Annotated in this window: 18 protein-coding genes and 2 riboswitches; of the genes, 6 read left to right on the top strand and 12 right to left on the bottom strand. The window is 70.3% G+C overall.

All coding sequences use genetic code 11. The features are described from left to right. Positions 1 to 46: 46 nt before the first annotated feature. Positions 47 to 673, bottom strand: a complete 627-nt coding sequence (locus J4709_RS09395; RefSeq protein ID WP_232383188.1) for a nucleotidyl cyclase domain-containing protein — start codon at positions 671 to 673, stop codon at positions 47 to 49. Between the two features lie 283 nt (positions 674 to 956). On the opposite strand from J4709_RS09395, the gene J4709_RS09390 reads away from it, so the two are divergent. Then, on the top strand, positions 957 to 1,832 hold the full coding sequence (locus J4709_RS09390; protein ID WP_208239154.1) for a helix-turn-helix domain-containing protein: 876 nt from the start codon (positions 957 to 959) through the stop codon (positions 1,830 to 1,832). A gap of 21 nt (positions 1,833 to 1,853) precedes the next feature. On the opposite strand, the gene J4709_RS56095 is transcribed toward J4709_RS09390, so the two are convergent. After that, the gene (locus J4709_RS56095; protein WP_372442052.1) at positions 1,854 to 2,090 is read right to left on the bottom strand and encodes a DUF397 domain-containing protein; all 237 of its coding nucleotides are present in this window, start codon (positions 2,088 to 2,090) and stop codon (positions 1,854 to 1,856) included. Between the two features lie 455 nt (positions 2,091 to 2,545). Further along, positions 2,546 to 2,634: riboswitch (SAM riboswitch) on the top strand. 7 nt (positions 2,635 to 2,641) lie between these two features. Here J4709_RS56095 and J4709_RS09380 point away from each other — a divergent pair. Further along, entirely contained in the window at positions 2,642 to 3,259 is a 618-nt protein-coding gene (locus J4709_RS09380) for a GNAT family N-acetyltransferase (protein WP_208239150.1), read from the top strand. Between the two features lie 11 nt (positions 3,260 to 3,270). Here J4709_RS09380 and J4709_RS09375 read toward each other — a convergent pair whose 3' ends face one another. Both J4709_RS09375 and J4709_RS09370 read right to left on the bottom strand, forming a co-directional pair. Then, positions 3,271 to 3,951: a hypothetical protein gene (locus J4709_RS09375; RefSeq protein ID WP_208239148.1), complete on the bottom strand. Its 681-nt coding sequence runs from the start codon at positions 3,949 to 3,951 to the stop codon at positions 3,271 to 3,273. Between the two features lie 97 nt (positions 3,952 to 4,048). Continuing rightward, positions 4,049 to 4,597: an RBBP9/YdeN family alpha/beta hydrolase gene (locus J4709_RS09370; RefSeq protein ID WP_208239146.1), complete on the bottom strand. Its 549-nt coding sequence runs from the start codon at positions 4,595 to 4,597 to the stop codon at positions 4,049 to 4,051. Positions 4,598 to 4,719: 122 nt separating this feature from the next. Between J4709_RS09370 and J4709_RS09365 the strand changes: the two genes are divergently transcribed. After that, on the top strand, positions 4,720 to 5,175 hold the full coding sequence (locus J4709_RS09365; protein WP_208239139.1) for an Lrp/AsnC family transcriptional regulator: 456 nt from the start codon (positions 4,720 to 4,722) through the stop codon (positions 5,173 to 5,175). 10 nt (positions 5,176 to 5,185) lie between these two features. Here the strand turns inward: J4709_RS09365 and J4709_RS09360 are convergent, their stop codons facing one another. After that, complete coding sequence (locus J4709_RS09360) at positions 5,186 to 5,575, bottom strand: ATP-binding protein (protein WP_208239137.1); 390 nt, start codon at positions 5,573 to 5,575, stop codon at positions 5,186 to 5,188. Between the two features lie 186 nt (positions 5,576 to 5,761). Here J4709_RS09360 and J4709_RS09355 point away from each other — a divergent pair, with 186 nt between their 5' ends. Both J4709_RS09355 and J4709_RS09350 read left to right on the top strand, forming a co-directional pair. Continuing rightward, the gene (locus J4709_RS09355) at positions 5,762 to 6,610 is read left to right on the top strand and encodes a helix-turn-helix domain-containing protein (protein WP_208239135.1); all 849 of its coding nucleotides are present in this window, start codon (positions 5,762 to 5,764) and stop codon (positions 6,608 to 6,610) included. Beyond that, positions 6,607 to 6,939, top strand: coding sequence for a DUF397 domain-containing protein (locus J4709_RS09350; RefSeq protein ID WP_208239133.1), 333 nt, complete (start codon positions 6,607 to 6,609; stop codon positions 6,937 to 6,939). The genes J4709_RS09355 and J4709_RS09350 overlap by 4 nt, the downstream gene beginning before the upstream one ends. An 88-nt stretch (positions 6,940 to 7,027) precedes the next feature. Here the strand turns inward: J4709_RS09350 and J4709_RS09345 are convergent, their stop codons facing one another. The 5 genes from J4709_RS09345 to J4709_RS09325 form a co-directional block, all read right to left on the bottom strand. After that, positions 7,028 to 8,188 (bottom strand): hypothetical protein, encoded by a 1,161-nt coding sequence (locus J4709_RS09345; RefSeq protein ID WP_208239131.1) that lies wholly within the window; start codon positions 8,186 to 8,188, stop codon positions 7,028 to 7,030. After that, on the bottom strand, positions 8,181 to 8,783 hold the full coding sequence (locus J4709_RS09340) for an RNA polymerase sigma factor (RefSeq protein ID WP_208239129.1): 603 nt from the start codon (positions 8,781 to 8,783) through the stop codon (positions 8,181 to 8,183). The genes J4709_RS09345 and J4709_RS09340 overlap by 8 nt, the downstream gene beginning before the upstream one ends. Positions 8,784 to 8,894: 111 nt before the next feature. Next, positions 8,895 to 9,776, bottom strand: coding sequence for a GNAT family N-acetyltransferase (locus J4709_RS09335; RefSeq protein ID WP_208239127.1), 882 nt, complete (start codon positions 9,774 to 9,776; stop codon positions 8,895 to 8,897). Between the two features lie 57 nt (positions 9,777 to 9,833). Next, positions 9,834 to 10,448, bottom strand: a complete 615-nt coding sequence (gene bluB, locus J4709_RS09330; RefSeq protein ID WP_208239125.1) for a 5,6-dimethylbenzimidazole synthase — start codon at positions 10,446 to 10,448, stop codon at positions 9,834 to 9,836. A gap of 39 nt (positions 10,449 to 10,487) precedes the next feature. Then, positions 10,488 to 10,679, bottom strand: a riboswitch (cobalamin riboswitch). A gap of 45 nt (positions 10,680 to 10,724) precedes the next feature. Beyond that, positions 10,725 to 11,162, bottom strand: coding sequence for a DUF4260 family protein (locus tag J4709_RS09325; RefSeq protein WP_208239114.1), 438 nt, complete (start codon positions 11,160 to 11,162; stop codon positions 10,725 to 10,727). A gap of 191 nt (positions 11,163 to 11,353) precedes the next feature. Between J4709_RS09325 and J4709_RS09320 the strand changes: the two genes are divergently transcribed. Next, entirely contained in the window at positions 11,354 to 12,766 is a 1,413-nt protein-coding gene (locus tag J4709_RS09320; protein ID WP_208239112.1) for a G protein-coupled receptor family protein, read from the top strand. Between the two features lie 3 nt (positions 12,767 to 12,769). Here J4709_RS09320 and J4709_RS09315 read toward each other — a convergent pair whose 3' ends face one another. Both J4709_RS09315 and J4709_RS09310 read right to left on the bottom strand, forming a co-directional pair. Next, a complete protein-coding gene (locus J4709_RS09315; RefSeq protein ID WP_208239110.1) occupies positions 12,770 to 13,339 on the bottom strand; it encodes a DUF4240 domain-containing protein in 570 nt (189 codons plus the stop codon). Between the two features lie 74 nt (positions 13,340 to 13,413). Next, positions 13,414 to 14,094, bottom strand: a complete 681-nt coding sequence (locus J4709_RS09310) for a class I SAM-dependent methyltransferase (RefSeq protein ID WP_208239108.1) — start codon at positions 14,092 to 14,094, stop codon at positions 13,414 to 13,416. Between the last annotated feature and the right edge of the window lie 18 nt (positions 14,095 to 14,112).

Genomic DNA, 14,112 nt, shown 5'->3' with positions numbered 1-14,112 from the left:
GCACCTCCGATTCACCCGGCCGGGCCATTATGGCGAGAACGGCGGTTCACGCGACCGCCATCGTCCGTTCCTCGGGGTTCTCCACGGCCTCGGACGGTACGTGGACGAATCCGCGGCGGCGGCGCGAGGCGACCGAGACCCGAAGGTCGGGCCGGTACGCCGAGGGGGAGATTCCGTCGTAGCCGTGTTTGACGATTCCCCAGTAGATGTCCTCGGAGACGGCGAGAACGAGCGGCGCACTGGACCCGCGCAGACATTTCTTCAGTGTCGGCGCGTCCAGTAACCGGCCGGCAAGATCGATGGCCTCGCCGAACGGCCCGTTCTCGTCCCGGTGGATCTCGCCCGCGTGCACGACGGCCCGGAGGCGCATGCACCGGCTCGGCCGTTCCGTCGCCGATATCGACTCGTTGTATTCGGCCAGCTGCCGGGCGAGGCTCGGGACGAGACGCGACAGCAGATGCGTCTTCGGCAGTTCGTCGACCGGGTGGAACAGCGCGAGGACGCCGTCGCCGCGGTCCTCGAACGGGTCGCACCACCGCTCCTCGATGCCCGCGGACGCCATGGCCCGCTTAACCTGGCCGTAGATCTGGCTCCGCAACTCCTCCTTGATGGGATTCGTGCGGAGAGCCCCCGTCGAGTTCTCCAGGTCGACGGCCAGAATGCTTCTGTGCACCGGGTTGCCGCTCACCTGAGCGCCCCCAATTTCGCTCTGCTGTTAGATCCTCCGACAATAGTTTGCAGCCGGTTCCCGAAGCCGTGCAAGGTGCACGGCGACATGCATGGCCTCCGTATCCGTCTGGCAAGGTTGACGACTTCCAGTGGGACAGAATGATGTCAAAGGTGGGGAACCACTGTTCCGCGAGGTCTGGTGATCGAGGGAGCACGCGGTTATCGTTGCCCTGCAACGTGCAGATCGGCCCGGGCCGGAAGGCCGAACCGATTCGCCGGGAGGCAAGGTGGCTGCAGCGCCGACCGTCCGCCGTCGCCGCCTCGGCATCGAGTTGCGGCGGCTGCGGGAGCGCCTCGGCGGCACGGTCGAGGAGATCGCGGCCCGGCTGGACTGGTCCCCTTCGAAGCTGAGCCGCATCGAGAACGCCCGGATCGGCGTCCGGGTGTCGGATGTCCGCTTGCTGCTGGAGTCGTACCGGGTGGGGGAGGGGCACAAAGGGGAGGTGCTGGCCCTAGCGCAGGCCGCGACAGAACAGGGCTGGTGGGCCGAGTACCGGGACGTCATGGCCGGCGAGTTCGGCACCTTCGTCGCGCTGGAGGACGAGGCCCGCACCGCGTTCAGCTTCCAGACGTACGCCGTGCCCGGGCTTTTGCAGAGCCGGGATTACGCGCACCGGATATTGAGCAGCGGGAGGGCCATCGCCGTTTCCACGCGGCGGCAGATCGAGCGCCGGGTGGATCTGCGCATGCGCCGTCAGGAAGTGCTGCGCCGCGACGATCCGATGACGTTGTCGGCAGTGATCGACGAGTCGGTGCTCCTGCGGGCCATCGCGGGCCGGGACGTCATGCAAGCGCAGATGCTCGCTCTCCTCGAAGTGGCCGCATTGCCGAACGTCCGCATCCATGTGCTTCCGCTGGACGTGGAAAGGGAACCGATATTCGCAGACGACTTCACGCTACTGGATTTCGCCCCCGCATACGATGTCACCTTCCCGGACGTCGTCTACTTGGAGAACCTTTCGACCACGGCGGTTCTTCAGCGCGACGAGGTCACGCACATGTACCGGCTCTCCTGGGAGTCGCTCAGCTCTGTCTGCCTTTCTGTGGACGAGTCGCTGCGCCGGATATCGCGGGCGGCGGAGCGATGGGGCGCCTCCGGGTAGGGGAGCTGCGCAGACGCGTGATCAGGATCGAGGATCGGCCTGCTCTGAGAGCCTCGGAAGCGCCCGGAGAACCGCCCGGGAGATGATGACGACGGGGCTCGCATTGCCTTGTTTCGAGTCTCGTACCGCGATGCTGTCAGGGAAATGACGAGCGACTTCCACGCAGCACGTCTCCTGACATCTACCGCTCTTACGCCACGCGTGCGACCGTGCATCGGAGCCTGAGCCGGTCGCGTCGGCGTCCGCCCGTTCGGGCATGCGGGGTCCCTTCTTCCAGCGGGGCCGCGGATCGCGGGTTCGAGACCGAGGGTAGCGAATACGCCGTCGACTTCGAGGGTGTTTGCTCCAACATTCCCGACATGGTCCCTGACCCCCGGAGAATCGGACAGTTCGGGGTAAAAGCAACGCGCCGCTCGGTCATACCGAGGAGGGCGACAAATCGGGCGATCTGGCGGAGATGATACCGCGTGCCGCCGACAATGGATGACCGGTGGGACACTTTCGAGCACGCACATTAAAATGAGAATCTCAATCGGCGTCGAATGGCTGGGCGCGAGACGGCCATTCGGCCGCCGGGGGAGGCGCCGGCGGCCGGCGGCGCCCCGGCGACGCGGGCGCCTCACGTTCGACCGCCCCAAGCTCGCTCGGCGCGCGGGGGCGGCGTCCGGAACGTGTTGACGGCGGCGGCGGGGCGGGGCAGGATGCCGACGTACTGATCATCCAGAGGACCTGAGGGACCTGGCCCGGTGACGGTCCGGCAACCTGCCCGGCGGCAAGGTGCCAATGCCAGGAGCGATGAGGAGAAGGCGATGGGCGTGCGCCCCGATGTCCCCGTGCTGGCCGGAACGCTCGTCCGGCTCGAACCGCTCACCACCGGCCACGTGCCGGACCTCGCCGAGGCCGCCGAGGAGAACCGCTCCTCGTACGGGTACACGCTCGTGCCCGGTGCCGCCGACATGGAGGGCTACGTCGCGACCCAGCTCGCACGGCCCGGCCTGACGCCGTTCGCGCAGGTCAGGCTGGCGGACGGGAAGGCGGTCGGACACACCGGCCTGTGGGACCCGCGCACCTGGCCCGGCACCGACCGGCTGTGCGCGATCGAGATCGGCTGGACGTGGCTCGCCGCGTCCGCGCAGGGCACCGGCATCAACGTCGAGGCGAAGAAGCTGCTGTTCACCCACGCGTTCGAGACCCTCGACGTCACGCGCGTCGACCTCAAGACCGACGCCCGCAACGAACGGTCACGGCGGGCCATCGAACGGCTCGGCGTGCACTTCGAGGGCGTCCTGCGGTGCTGGTCGCCGTCATGGGCGCCGGGCGAGGAGGGCACCCTGCGCGACTCGGCCATGTTCTCGGTCGTCGCGCCGGAATGGCCGTCGGTGAAGACGGCCATGACGAACCGGCTCGCCGAGGCCGTCCGCCGCTGACCCCGCCGGCCTCAGATCGCGTGGCCGAATCCCGTCGTCCCGTCGCGGAGCCGCGCGTACTTCTCCGGCGACGCGTCGACGATCGCCTGGGCGGCCGCCACGAGCCCGGCCGCCTCAGGCGGATGGCATTCCGGAGCGAGAGGGAAGGTCGTCTCCAGGACGCGCCGGACGTCGTCATCGTCGCAGGCTGCGAACGCCGCCATGCAGGCACGCCAGAACAGCGGCCAGAGATCGTCCACCCGGTTCTCCGGTCGTGCCGCAAGCGTCGCCGCCCGCTCGTGGAGGTAGGCGATCAGATCCTCGCGTGTCCGCACCTCAGCCGGGACGGTCTTGGGGCGCGGAGGCCAGCAGCGCACCCAGTAGGCGGCCGAACCGGCGTTCGCGCTCCGCCCGCACGGCCCCTCCTCGACCGCCCGGATCAGCCGCAGCAGCACCCGCCGCCGGCCGATCGCGGCGATCAGCGGATGCACCAGCTGGCTCGTCGCTCCGCTGTCCAGGAGGACCGCCTCGAATATCCCGTCTGCGCACTCGGCGGTGCGCTCCGGCTGCTCGGTCATCGCCTCGCCGAGCCGCAACCGGGCGGCCTCGACCCGCTCGTAGACACCGGCGGAAGGCGGGCCGGGCCATCCGGCGCGCCGTCCGAAGGTCGGGAGCAGTCCGTCGATGACGTGCAGCAAACCGTCGTCCGGCACGGTGGACGTCCTTCCGGGTCGTCCCCGGATCCTGGCACGCGCCGGGCCGGCCCGCCTAGAGCTCGAACCAGACGGCGCCGCGACCTGTGGTGATCGATCAACGCTGGGTCAGCGAGTCCAGGAGGTCACGGCCCTGCTGCCACGAGCCCAGGTCGCCGGCGGAGTTGATGTGCCCGGACGCGCCTGCCAGGTGAAATCGCGCCCCCCAGCGGGCCGCGAAGCCGGCGGCCGCCTCCGGGGTGCAGTACGGGTCGTCGGCGCTGCCCACCACCAAGGCGGGGCACGGCATCGGTTGCGCCGACACTTCGGTGAACGTCGCGGCCGCCTGGCGCGGGAACGCGGGCGCGTCCGGGTCGGGCGGCGCGACCAGGAACGCGCCGCCCATCGGGCTCGACGGGTTCTTGTTCAGCCAGGTGGACGCCGCCCAGCACCCCAGGCTGTGGGCGACCAGCATGACCCGGCCGCCTTGCCGGGACGCGTCGTCGTAGGCGTCCTGCACGGCACCGACCCAGTCGCCCAGGTCGGGGGCGGACCAGGAGGCAGGGGAGATCCTCACCGCCGAGGCGCCCCACTGCCGCTCCCACAAGGTCTGCCAGTGCTGCTCGTCCGAGCCGTCGATGCCCGGGACGATGACGTACGCGGTCACGTCCACCACCATTTCACTCGTCGCCCCCTGCGATCCTGGGGACGCCAGACGCAGATTCTGGTGAATGCATCAGCGCAGCGGTGGCTGCACAAGTGATCTCAAAGAAGATGGTGCGGACGACGATGGAATCACTCGACCGGATAGACCGGGACATTCTCGCCCTGCTCCAGGCCGATGGCCGGCTGACCGGCGCGGAGGTCGGACGCCGCGTCGGACTCTCGCAGCCCGCGGCCGGCGCGCGCATCCAGCGGCTTGAGAAGAACGGCGTCATCACCGGCTACCGGGCGTTGGTCGATCCGGAAGCCCTCGGACTGAACATCCACGCGGTCGTCCGGCTGCGCACCACGCACGCCAGGCTCCCACCCGCCCTGGACTTCGCCTCCCGGACTCCCGAGATCACCTCCGTCCTCAGGGTCACCGGGGAGGACTGCCTCATCTTCGACGTCCACTGCCCGCAGGCGGGACGGCTCGAAGAAGTCGTCGACGCACTCGCCCGGTACGGCCCCGTCACCACGTCCCTCGTGCTCCGCGCCTACCCGCAGAAGCCACTGACCGACGCCACGCCGGCGGCGTCCTGACCCGCAGTGGCTAGAGCTCGAACCAGACGGCGCGCCCCTTGCCGCGCAGCTCCGTTCCCCAGTCCCGCGCGATGGACGCGACGATCCGCAGACCGCGACCGGTGACGTCCAGCTCGCCCGCCGCGGCGACATGCGGGGTCGTCGCAGCCCGGCCGTCGTCGATCACCTCGATCCGGACCGCCCGCGCCGAGTGCGTCACCTCCACGCGGATCTGCCCCGCCCGCCCCGACTCGGTGTAGCGCAGCGCGTTCGTCAGCAACTCGCTCATGCACAGCGCCGCGTCGTCCAGGCACGGGTGCTCGCGGCTTAGCACGTCCCGCAGCCAGCGCCGCGCATGCCCCACCGCCCGGTCCATCCCCGGCAACAGAAGCGCGTCGAACCTCGTGGTCGGCGCAGTCATCGCTCACTCCCTTCGCGTCGCTGTCGCCGAAAAGAATGAGCCGGACATCCCCCGCCGAGCGATGCGTTCCCCGGCCTCGGCTCCAAGTCCTCCGGCACGCGGTCCCCAGTCACTTTTGACTGAGGCACTGTTGCCGCCTTCGTTGGAAACCTTCACCGTCACGCAAAGTCAAGGCATGATTACGCCATGGAGAACGCGCAGCGCCCGACCATGCGAAGCCGCAAGCTCGGCCAGCGCCTTCGCGCCATCCGCGAGGACCGCGGGCTCACCCTCCAGAAGGCCGCCCGCCTGCTGAACCGCACCCCGTCCTCGCTCAGCAAACTCGAAACCGGCAAACGCGGCATCCGCCGGCCCGCCCTGGAGAACATGCTCGACCGCTACGGCCTCACCGACCTGGATGAACGAGAGTGTCTCTTCGGGCTGGCCAAAGACTCCGGAAAGAAGGGCTGGTGGTTGCGCTACGAGAGCAACCTCTCGTCAACAACGCTGGACTACATCTCGGTTGAAGCTGAAGCGACTTCGATGAATTCTTTTCAGCTTCATCTCATACCCGGTCTCCTGCAGGCCAAAGAATATGCCTACGCGGTCAACGCTTGCGGTATCTGTCAGGGGGATTCTCCCGATGTCGAAGCTTTGACGGAAATTCGTATGCGTCGACAGCAGGTGCTCTTCAAAGGCGACCCGCCCCACTTGTGGGCGATCGTGAGCGAGGGTGCTCTTCGTCAGCAGTTTGGTGGATGTGAAGTGATGAAGATCCAGCTCAGGCGCCTGGTGGAGCTTTCTTGGCTCTCCAATGTAACTCTTCAAGTTCTGCCGTTTGCAGTTAGTGGTCACGCTGGCCTTAATGGCTCGTTTACTACGTTGACCACCAACGACCTGTCGGTAACTCTGGTGGAGAACCTAACAACCGGCTGGTACCTCGAGGATCCCGACGAGGTTCGAAGCTACGATGTCGTCTTCGATCACCTTAGGGCGGTCGCGCTCGCGCCATCTGATTCCCGTGCCATGATCGAACAGCTATTGTCAGAGTCATGACCAGTGAGCAGCTTGTCTTCTCCCCGTGGCGCAAGAGCAGTCACAGCGGAAGCGGGGGATCGGAGTGCGTCGAGGTCGCGGCCGCGTGGCGCAAGAGTAGGCGTAGCGGGAGCCAAGGTTCCTCGTGTGTCGAGGTCGCCCCTGCGTGGCGGAAGAGCAGCCACAGCAGCGGCGGCGAGGGCCAGTGCGTTGAGGTGGCGCAGACGGAGCGGCGGGTGGCGGTGCGGGACTCCAAGGATCCGGACGGGGCGGTGCTGGCCGTCGCGCCGGACGGGTGGGCGGCGCTGCTCGACGACGTCAAGGCCGGTTCCTTCGACCTCGCTCGCTGACGCGGCGGTTCGTTGAGTTGCGGCGTGTCGGCCTTATGGACGTCTTCTTAAGGCCGACACGCCGCAAGTCAACGCTGTGCGGAGGGCGTCAGGGGCGCTGGGTCGGGTCGAGGATCCATTTCGGGAGAAGGCTGTCGCGGGGCGCGTTCGTCCAGTCGGCCGCTTTGACGATCTCGAAGTACTGCCGCGTGCCGGGGCGCATGCCCGCGTTCTTCGGGCCGTGGGTCACGACGATGGCCTGGCTGGCGGTGAGCCGTCCGGTCGCGGGGTCGATGAGGAGCTGCCACTCGATGGTGCCGTAGTCGCGGGTGGTCTGCCTCATGGCGACGCCTTGGCCTCGCTGTCCGGCGGCGTCCTCGGCGTTGATCGTCTTGGCGTTGCGGAGCCGGGCGAGCATGCGGTACGTGGCGATCCGCACCCGGTCGCTGACGGCCCGGTCGGCGAGCAGGGCGGGCGCGTTCTGGAACAGGTAGAGGTCCGGATCGCGCAGCGCCTTGTGGTCCGGCCTGGTCGCGTAGTCGAGGAGCCATGCCCGGAGCTTCGACGGGTCGGTGGGCAGGCGGCGCGCGGTGGCAGCGCCGAAGTCCAGCTCTGCGCCTTCCTGCCTGAACGGGGCGTGCTCCACGTCGGGGCTCTTGAGGCCGAGCCGGCTTGCACCGGGCTGGTGGTCCGCCTTCCAGGCCCGGCCGTCGGCGGGTGTCGCTGGGCGGATGCCGACGTGCGGGTCGTCCCAGCTCAAGCCTGTCGACGGCGACTTCTCGCCGCGGAGAGGGCCGAACTCCTTCGCCGACTTCGCGCTGAGGTCGTAGGTGTCCTTGGTGATCTGGACGGTGTAGTGGACGCCGTGATGCCGGGTGGACGACACCACCGCGGACTCGCCCACCACGCGGTGCACGTACCAGAGCCGCCCGTTCGACAGGCGCCGTGTCTTCGCGTCCGCGGCCGCGAGGAGGAACGTGGACGCGGGGCCGTTCTGGTCGACGAGGGGTCCGAGCGGGGAGGGCCGTGCCTCCACGAGAGGCGGCGACTCCCCGCGGTAGGCCGTCCAGGTGCCGCCGGCGAGGATGCACGCGGTGGCCGCCGCGATGAGCGTCGTCGTCCGGTTCGGCCGGGGGAGCGACGCGATCCGCCGGTGCCGCCGGCGTCCGGTCGCCTCGGCCACCAGGCGCCGGCGGGCCGCCTCGGCGGTGACGAGGGACGGGGGCCGTTCGGCGGAGTGCAGGTGCTGGATGAGGGTGAGGTCATCCATGGTCGTCCTCCTCATCGTGTCCCGATGCGCGCAGTGCCTCGCGGACCTGTTTGCGGGCGCGGCTCAGCCGCGAGCAGACCGTCCCGTAGGCGATGCCCAGGGCCTCGGCGACCTCCGGGTAGCTGAGTTCGGCGAGCGCCACGAGGAGCAGGACGTCGCGGTCGCCGTGCCGCAGCCGCGCGAGGGCGGGGCTCAGCCCGAAGCTCGCGGCGGCCACCGCGGAGGTCACGCTGCTCTCGTGGCTCTCGACGACGTCGGCGGTGCGCATCCGGGCCATCGCCTTGTAGCGGCGCTGCTCGTCGCGGCGGTGCCGGCTGATCAGCTTCGTCGCGATGCCGTACAACCAGGGCCGCGCCGACGCGTGCGCGGTGTCGAACGCGGCGCGGCGCCGGAACGCGATGAGGAACGTCTCGGCTGCGATGTCGTCGGCGGCGTCCGCGCCGAGCCGCCGGTCCACGTAGCGGTGGATGTCCCGGTAGTGCCGGTCGAAGAGGTCCGCGAACCGTTCGGGGTCGCGCTGGGCGGCGGTGACGATGTCGGCGTCGGACGGTTCCTGCTCCGCCGATGCGCCGGTCTGGGAGGGGGCGCCCGTCACGGCTCGTCCCGCGCTGCCGGGGGAGTGGCCATGCGGAGCCCTTCTCGGAGGATGGAGGGGGGTCACGTCCTTTGGTTGCCCGGTCCCGCCCCACCCCTTCTCAGCCCGGGCCTACAGGTAGTGGCCGCTGGCGAGGTAGGGGGCGGGCTCGGGCATACCGCGGACGGCGATGTAGCCCTCCTGGCCGATGTCGAGGCGGGCGGCGAGACCGACGTCCACCGCCCAGTGGTTGCCGGTGGTGATGCAGTTGACGAGCGTTTCGCCGCGCGCCGCGGCGAGCGCTTCCCACAGCAGGTCCTGCGCCGTCTCGGGACGGTCGGCGGCCAGCAGCGCGGGACGCCCGCCGGCCTCGTCGATGTAGACGTAGCCGCGCCGGCCGGGCCCGTCCGCGACGACCAGCCGCAGCGTCTCCAGCATGTGCGCGTGGTCGGGGCCGTGGCCCGCGCCGCGGACGGCCGTGTCGAGGCCGTCCATCCACTCCAGGTCGCCGCTTCGCCCTTCCCGCAGGCCGTGCAGGGCGGGGAGCGTGGACCGGTCGACGGTGCCGACCATCCGCATCTGCGGGTGCAGGGTGAAGCCCGCCAGCCGGTAGCGGCGAGTCGCCGCCGGGTGCACCGTCGCGGAGAACAGTCCGGGGCGGTCGCCGGCGTGCGCCAGGACGGCGTCCATCAGGCGCTTGCCGATGCCCTTGCCCTGCCTGCCGGGCAGGACGCCGTAGGTCGCCAGGTACCAGAGTCCCTCGCGGTTCTGGGAGATGGCGAAGCCCACGACGTCCCGGCCCTCTTCGGCGATCCAGCAGCCGTCCGGATCGACGGACAGGAAGTGGTCCATGCGGTCGATCCACCGGCGGGACTGCTCCTCCGTCGGCGGTTCCGGCTCCGGTTCGCTCACCCGGCGGGTGAGGCGGTCGCCTTCGAGGAACGTCACCGCCGACGCCCGCTGCGCCGCGGGGAGGTCGTCGCGCGTCATGCGCCTGATGCGTACCGCGTCCATCCGTGCATGATCACGTGCCGGGCGCGTTGCGCGCATCCGAATATCGAGGTGGCGGGGTCACCAGCGGTCGTGGTGGACGGCGGCGTCCAGGGGGCGGCGGTGGCGCCAGCCGTGCCGTTCGAGATCCGGGACGGTCTCCAGGTGGGTGACCGGCCCGACGCACAGCCAGGCGACGGGCCGGATGCCCGCCGGGATGCCGAGGAGGTCGCGCAGGTGCGGCTCGCGGTAGAACGACACCCAGCCGACGCCGAGCCCCTCCGCCGTCGCCGCGAGCCACAGGTTCTGGATCGCCAGGCAGACCGAGTACAGGCCCGCGTCGGCGATCGCGTGCCGGCCGAGGACCGCCGGGCCGCCGCGCTCCGCGTCGTAGGTGACCACGACCGACACGGTCGATTCGAGCACCCCGTCGATCTTGATGCGGGCGAAGCGGCCGGCGGCGTCGCCGGTCAGGGTGGCGGCGAACGCGTCCCGCTCGGACCGGACGTGGTCGTGGAACGCGCGGCGGACGTCCGGGTCGCGCACCAGGACGAAGTCCCACGGCTGCGAGAGGCCGACGCTCGGCGCGGCGTGCGCGGCGGTCAGGACCCGGTCGAGGACGCCGTCCGGGATCGGTGCGCCGGTGAACTCGGCGCGCACGTCGCGGCGGCGGTGGATGACGTCGTACAGGTTCATGGGCAGGCTCCCGCTGCGGTCGGGCCGCCCGCCCGGGCGGGCGGCCATCGGAGCGAGGCCGGTCTTCGGACTCCCGGATCGACGCCTCACCGCCCGCCTTCCCGGCCTGACGGCCAGTGGCCGCGCTTTCGCGCATGGGCGGCGGCTCCCCGGTCACCGCGGCGGGCCCGTGCCGGATTCGCACCGGCTTCCCGATTCTCCCCGAGGGGCACCTCGCGTCAGTTCACGCCGTCCGCGATCGTAGCGGCGCCGTCAGCGCGGGCCCGGTGGCGGGGGTCAGCCGCGCTGGAAGCCGTCCTTGGTGCGCAGGCCGTAGCCGACGGCGCGGTCGATCGAGATGTGCGCCATCCAGCCGCAGAGCCCGGCGAACAGCGGAGCCCACTGCATCGGCGGCGTGACCGTGTAGAGCACCATGAGGGCGAGCGGGACCAGCGCGCGGTGCGCGGCGTTGTAGTACGGGACGGCGCGCGCCGGAAGCTGACCGGGCTCCACGGTCCGCGCGTCGCGCACCCCGGCCAGGAAGGTCAGGTCGGGCGCGATGAAGAACGCCCCGGCCACGAGGCCGGCGAGCCAGCCGTGGTTGACCCCTTCGAGGACGGCGAACGCCGACCAGAACAGCCCGTTCGCCGCCCAGGCGCCGCGGCGGACGGCGGTGAGGGCGAGGTGCTTGCGGGCGGCGGTCTCGCGGGCGGCGGGTGCGGTGACGGTGCTCATGTCCTTGACCTCCTGGCTAATGGCGTTAGCTACAAGTTATGGCTAATGGTATTAGCTGTCAAGCTATAAGAGATTCTATGTCGGAGGGTGTCCGCTTCGTCGCTGTGCGCAGTCACGGGAAAGGTGGCGAAAGGGAGCTTGTCGTTCACTAGGGTCAGGTGGCTGTGTCTCAATGGAGCCAGCGCGCACAGATGCGGCTATGGATCGTCGCCGTCGCGATTACCGCGGAACCGGGCCTGGAGAAAGCCGGCACCTCGCTGCTCGGGCCGGCGACGTCCAGGCTCTCCTTCGGGGTCGGGCTGACCAGCATCGGTGCCTGCCAAGGTTTCTGGCACCAGATCAGGCTCTGGTCCTTCCCTGGTTACCGGCTCCTGCACACCTGGCCGATCCTGGTGGTCCTTCCGGCGTTCCTGCTCTGGCTGCTGGTCCGGCGCCGCGCCATCGGATGGGCGGCGGCGCTGCTTCTCGGGGCGGTGACGCTGCCCGAACCGGTCCTCTACGGATACGACGTGGCGCGCTGGGGGACGCAATGCACGCGAATGTGGCTGCCTTTCGGCGGCTGGGAGGTGGCGCGCTGGATCTTCGCGGCGGTGCCCGTACTCCTGATCCTCGCGTCCACCTGCCGGCCCGGCCGCCGGACCGTCCGCCTGGTCGGCGGGACGGTCGCCGCCGGGCTCCTGCTGTCCGTCGCCGCGGACCGGGAGCTTCCGCGCAGGTACGGGACGAGCGAGGACGAATGCCGGCGTGTGAAATACGCCGCCGCGTCCGAGCGGACGTCCTTCACGGCGGCGATGGCGAGCCTGTCGCGGCACGAGAGGCAGATCGCCTTCCTCTGCTCGCGCCGCGGCTTCCTCATGGGCTACTCGGGCGGACCCATGCGCCATGACTCGCTTTCCGACGCCGAACAGATCGAGGCCGGACGCCGCGCATGCCGCGGCGAAGAGCCGATGACGAACGGAGTGCGGCCGGGCATCGCCCCCGTCTCACTCCAGGACATGGCATACCTGTGCCCAGGAAAAGCGGACGAACGGCAGGCGGCCCAACAGCGTTCGCTGGCCGCCCTCCACACGAGATATCAACGGGAAAGGGCGAAGGCCGAGGCGTTCTGCCGGCGCGGAGTTCCGAAGGGGTTCGGACCGGTCCGCCAGGCCACGCACGTCATCGACGGGGATGAGAGCGGGAGCTACACGGTCGAGGACGAGGGCGACGGCCTCGGCGCCTCCTTCGACCCCGCCATCAAGGAAGGGCTGATCGCGAGCGCGGGCCATGGGGCCACGGTGATCGCGGGGACCGAGGGGCCGCTCTGCCTGACCGTCCGCGTGTACAGGAAGGCGCCGCCGCTCGCGCCGAGGGGCTGGGACCGCGTCGAGGAGGTCGGGGTCGACAACCCGCGCGGCCGGGCACGTCTGATGTCGATGGACGGTCTGCTTCCCTTTCCGGCGGTGAACGCCGCCGGGCCCGGCCGCTACCGGATCCGCATTTACGTCAGGGGGAGAAACGCGCCCGAGGCGACAATGGACGAACCGCCGAGAGAGCACCACCTGCTCGTCGTCTTCCCCGGCAAGGCGGAGAAACCGAAGGTCTACAAGAACACCGAGCACTGACGTTCAGAGGAACAACTCGGCGAGGCGGGGCAGGCGGCGCCGGGTCTCGGCGTCGTCCTCGACGTCCCAGCTCTCGCCCAGGGGGTGTTCGAGACTCCGCATCGAGCGCAAGGCCGTTTCCACCGCCGTGTCGAACGACTCGCGCCCTCCGATGACGCGCTCGTAGGCGTTGACGGCCGCATAGAGCAGGCCCTCCGCGCCTATCCAGCCCTTGTCCTCCTTGGCCATCCGCACCACCGTGGGGACGTCGGCCAGCGAGTCGGGATCGTCGACGGCGCGGGTGAACACCTCGCGTCCCAGCAGCGCGAGCCCGGCGCGGAAGTCCATGAAGCCGTCGTCGCCGCAGCCGCCTTCGATGAGGTAGGCGGCGTTCCAGAGGGGCCACCGGTACGCCGCGTCGAGGACCCGGGTGAGGGCGGCGTCGAACGCGACGATGCCGGGGCCGTCCAGCGCGAGGAGCCGGTCGGTGACCAGGCCGATCAGCGGGTCGTCGGGGGAGTCGCGGTCGTCGGCGTGCCCGCCCGCCGCGGCCCGCGCGTCCTCGATCAGGTCCCACCAAGCCCGCTCGTCCATCGGTTCTCCGCACGCATCGGTTCCGCTTTCGATGGACCAATGTGGCGCACGGGTCCGACAAAGCGGCGGGGAGGTCAGCGGGGGCGCGCGGTGAACCAGGCGCCGTCGTCGTCAAGGAAGCCGTCGAGGCGAAGGCCCGCCGCCTCCAGCACCGCGGGCAGGTCCTCGTCGCCGAGGCGCCGGGTCGTGAAGGTGTGCGTCCAGCGGCGCTCGCCGATCCGGTACTCCATCGTCGCCACGACGACCCCGGGCTCCGGATGCTCGACGTACGCCTTCCGGTAGTGGACGCCACCGCGCTCCCATGCGCGGGGCGCGTCGTCGCGCCAGCGGCCGTCGGTATCGCGCTGGACGATCACCACGCCGTCCGGCCGGACGTGGCGCCGGCAGGTCGCGAGGAGGGTGTCCCGGTCACCGTAGTTGACCAGGAACGACATCAGCAGCACGCAGCCGAACCGCTCCGGCAGGTCCAGTTCCTGGATCGGCGAGCACACGGTGCGCGCGCCCTCGATCCGGGCGAGCATCGCCGCGGAGCCGTCCACCGCCGTCACCGGGTGACCGAAGTCGATCAGGGGGCGGGTGACGCGCCCGGCGCCCGCGCCCAGCTCCAGGACCGGCGTGCCGGCCGGGATCGCCGTGTGGACGAGCGCCGCGCTCGGCACGTCCGGCGGCAGCGCCGCGTAGAACTCGACCGCCGAGCCGTCGTCCGCGATCTCGCCGGGACCCGTCCCGGCCCGCCGCCCGTCCTCCGTCGCCATGATCGACATCGTCGGACG

The organism is Actinomadura violacea (genome assembly GCF_017573465.1).
Classification (GTDB): Bacteria; Actinomycetota; Actinomycetes; order Streptosporangiales; family Streptosporangiaceae; genus Spirillospora; species Spirillospora violacea.
The sequence above is the reverse complement of the archived record's forward strand: the minus strand, read 5'-3'. Positions and strand labels throughout refer to the sequence as shown.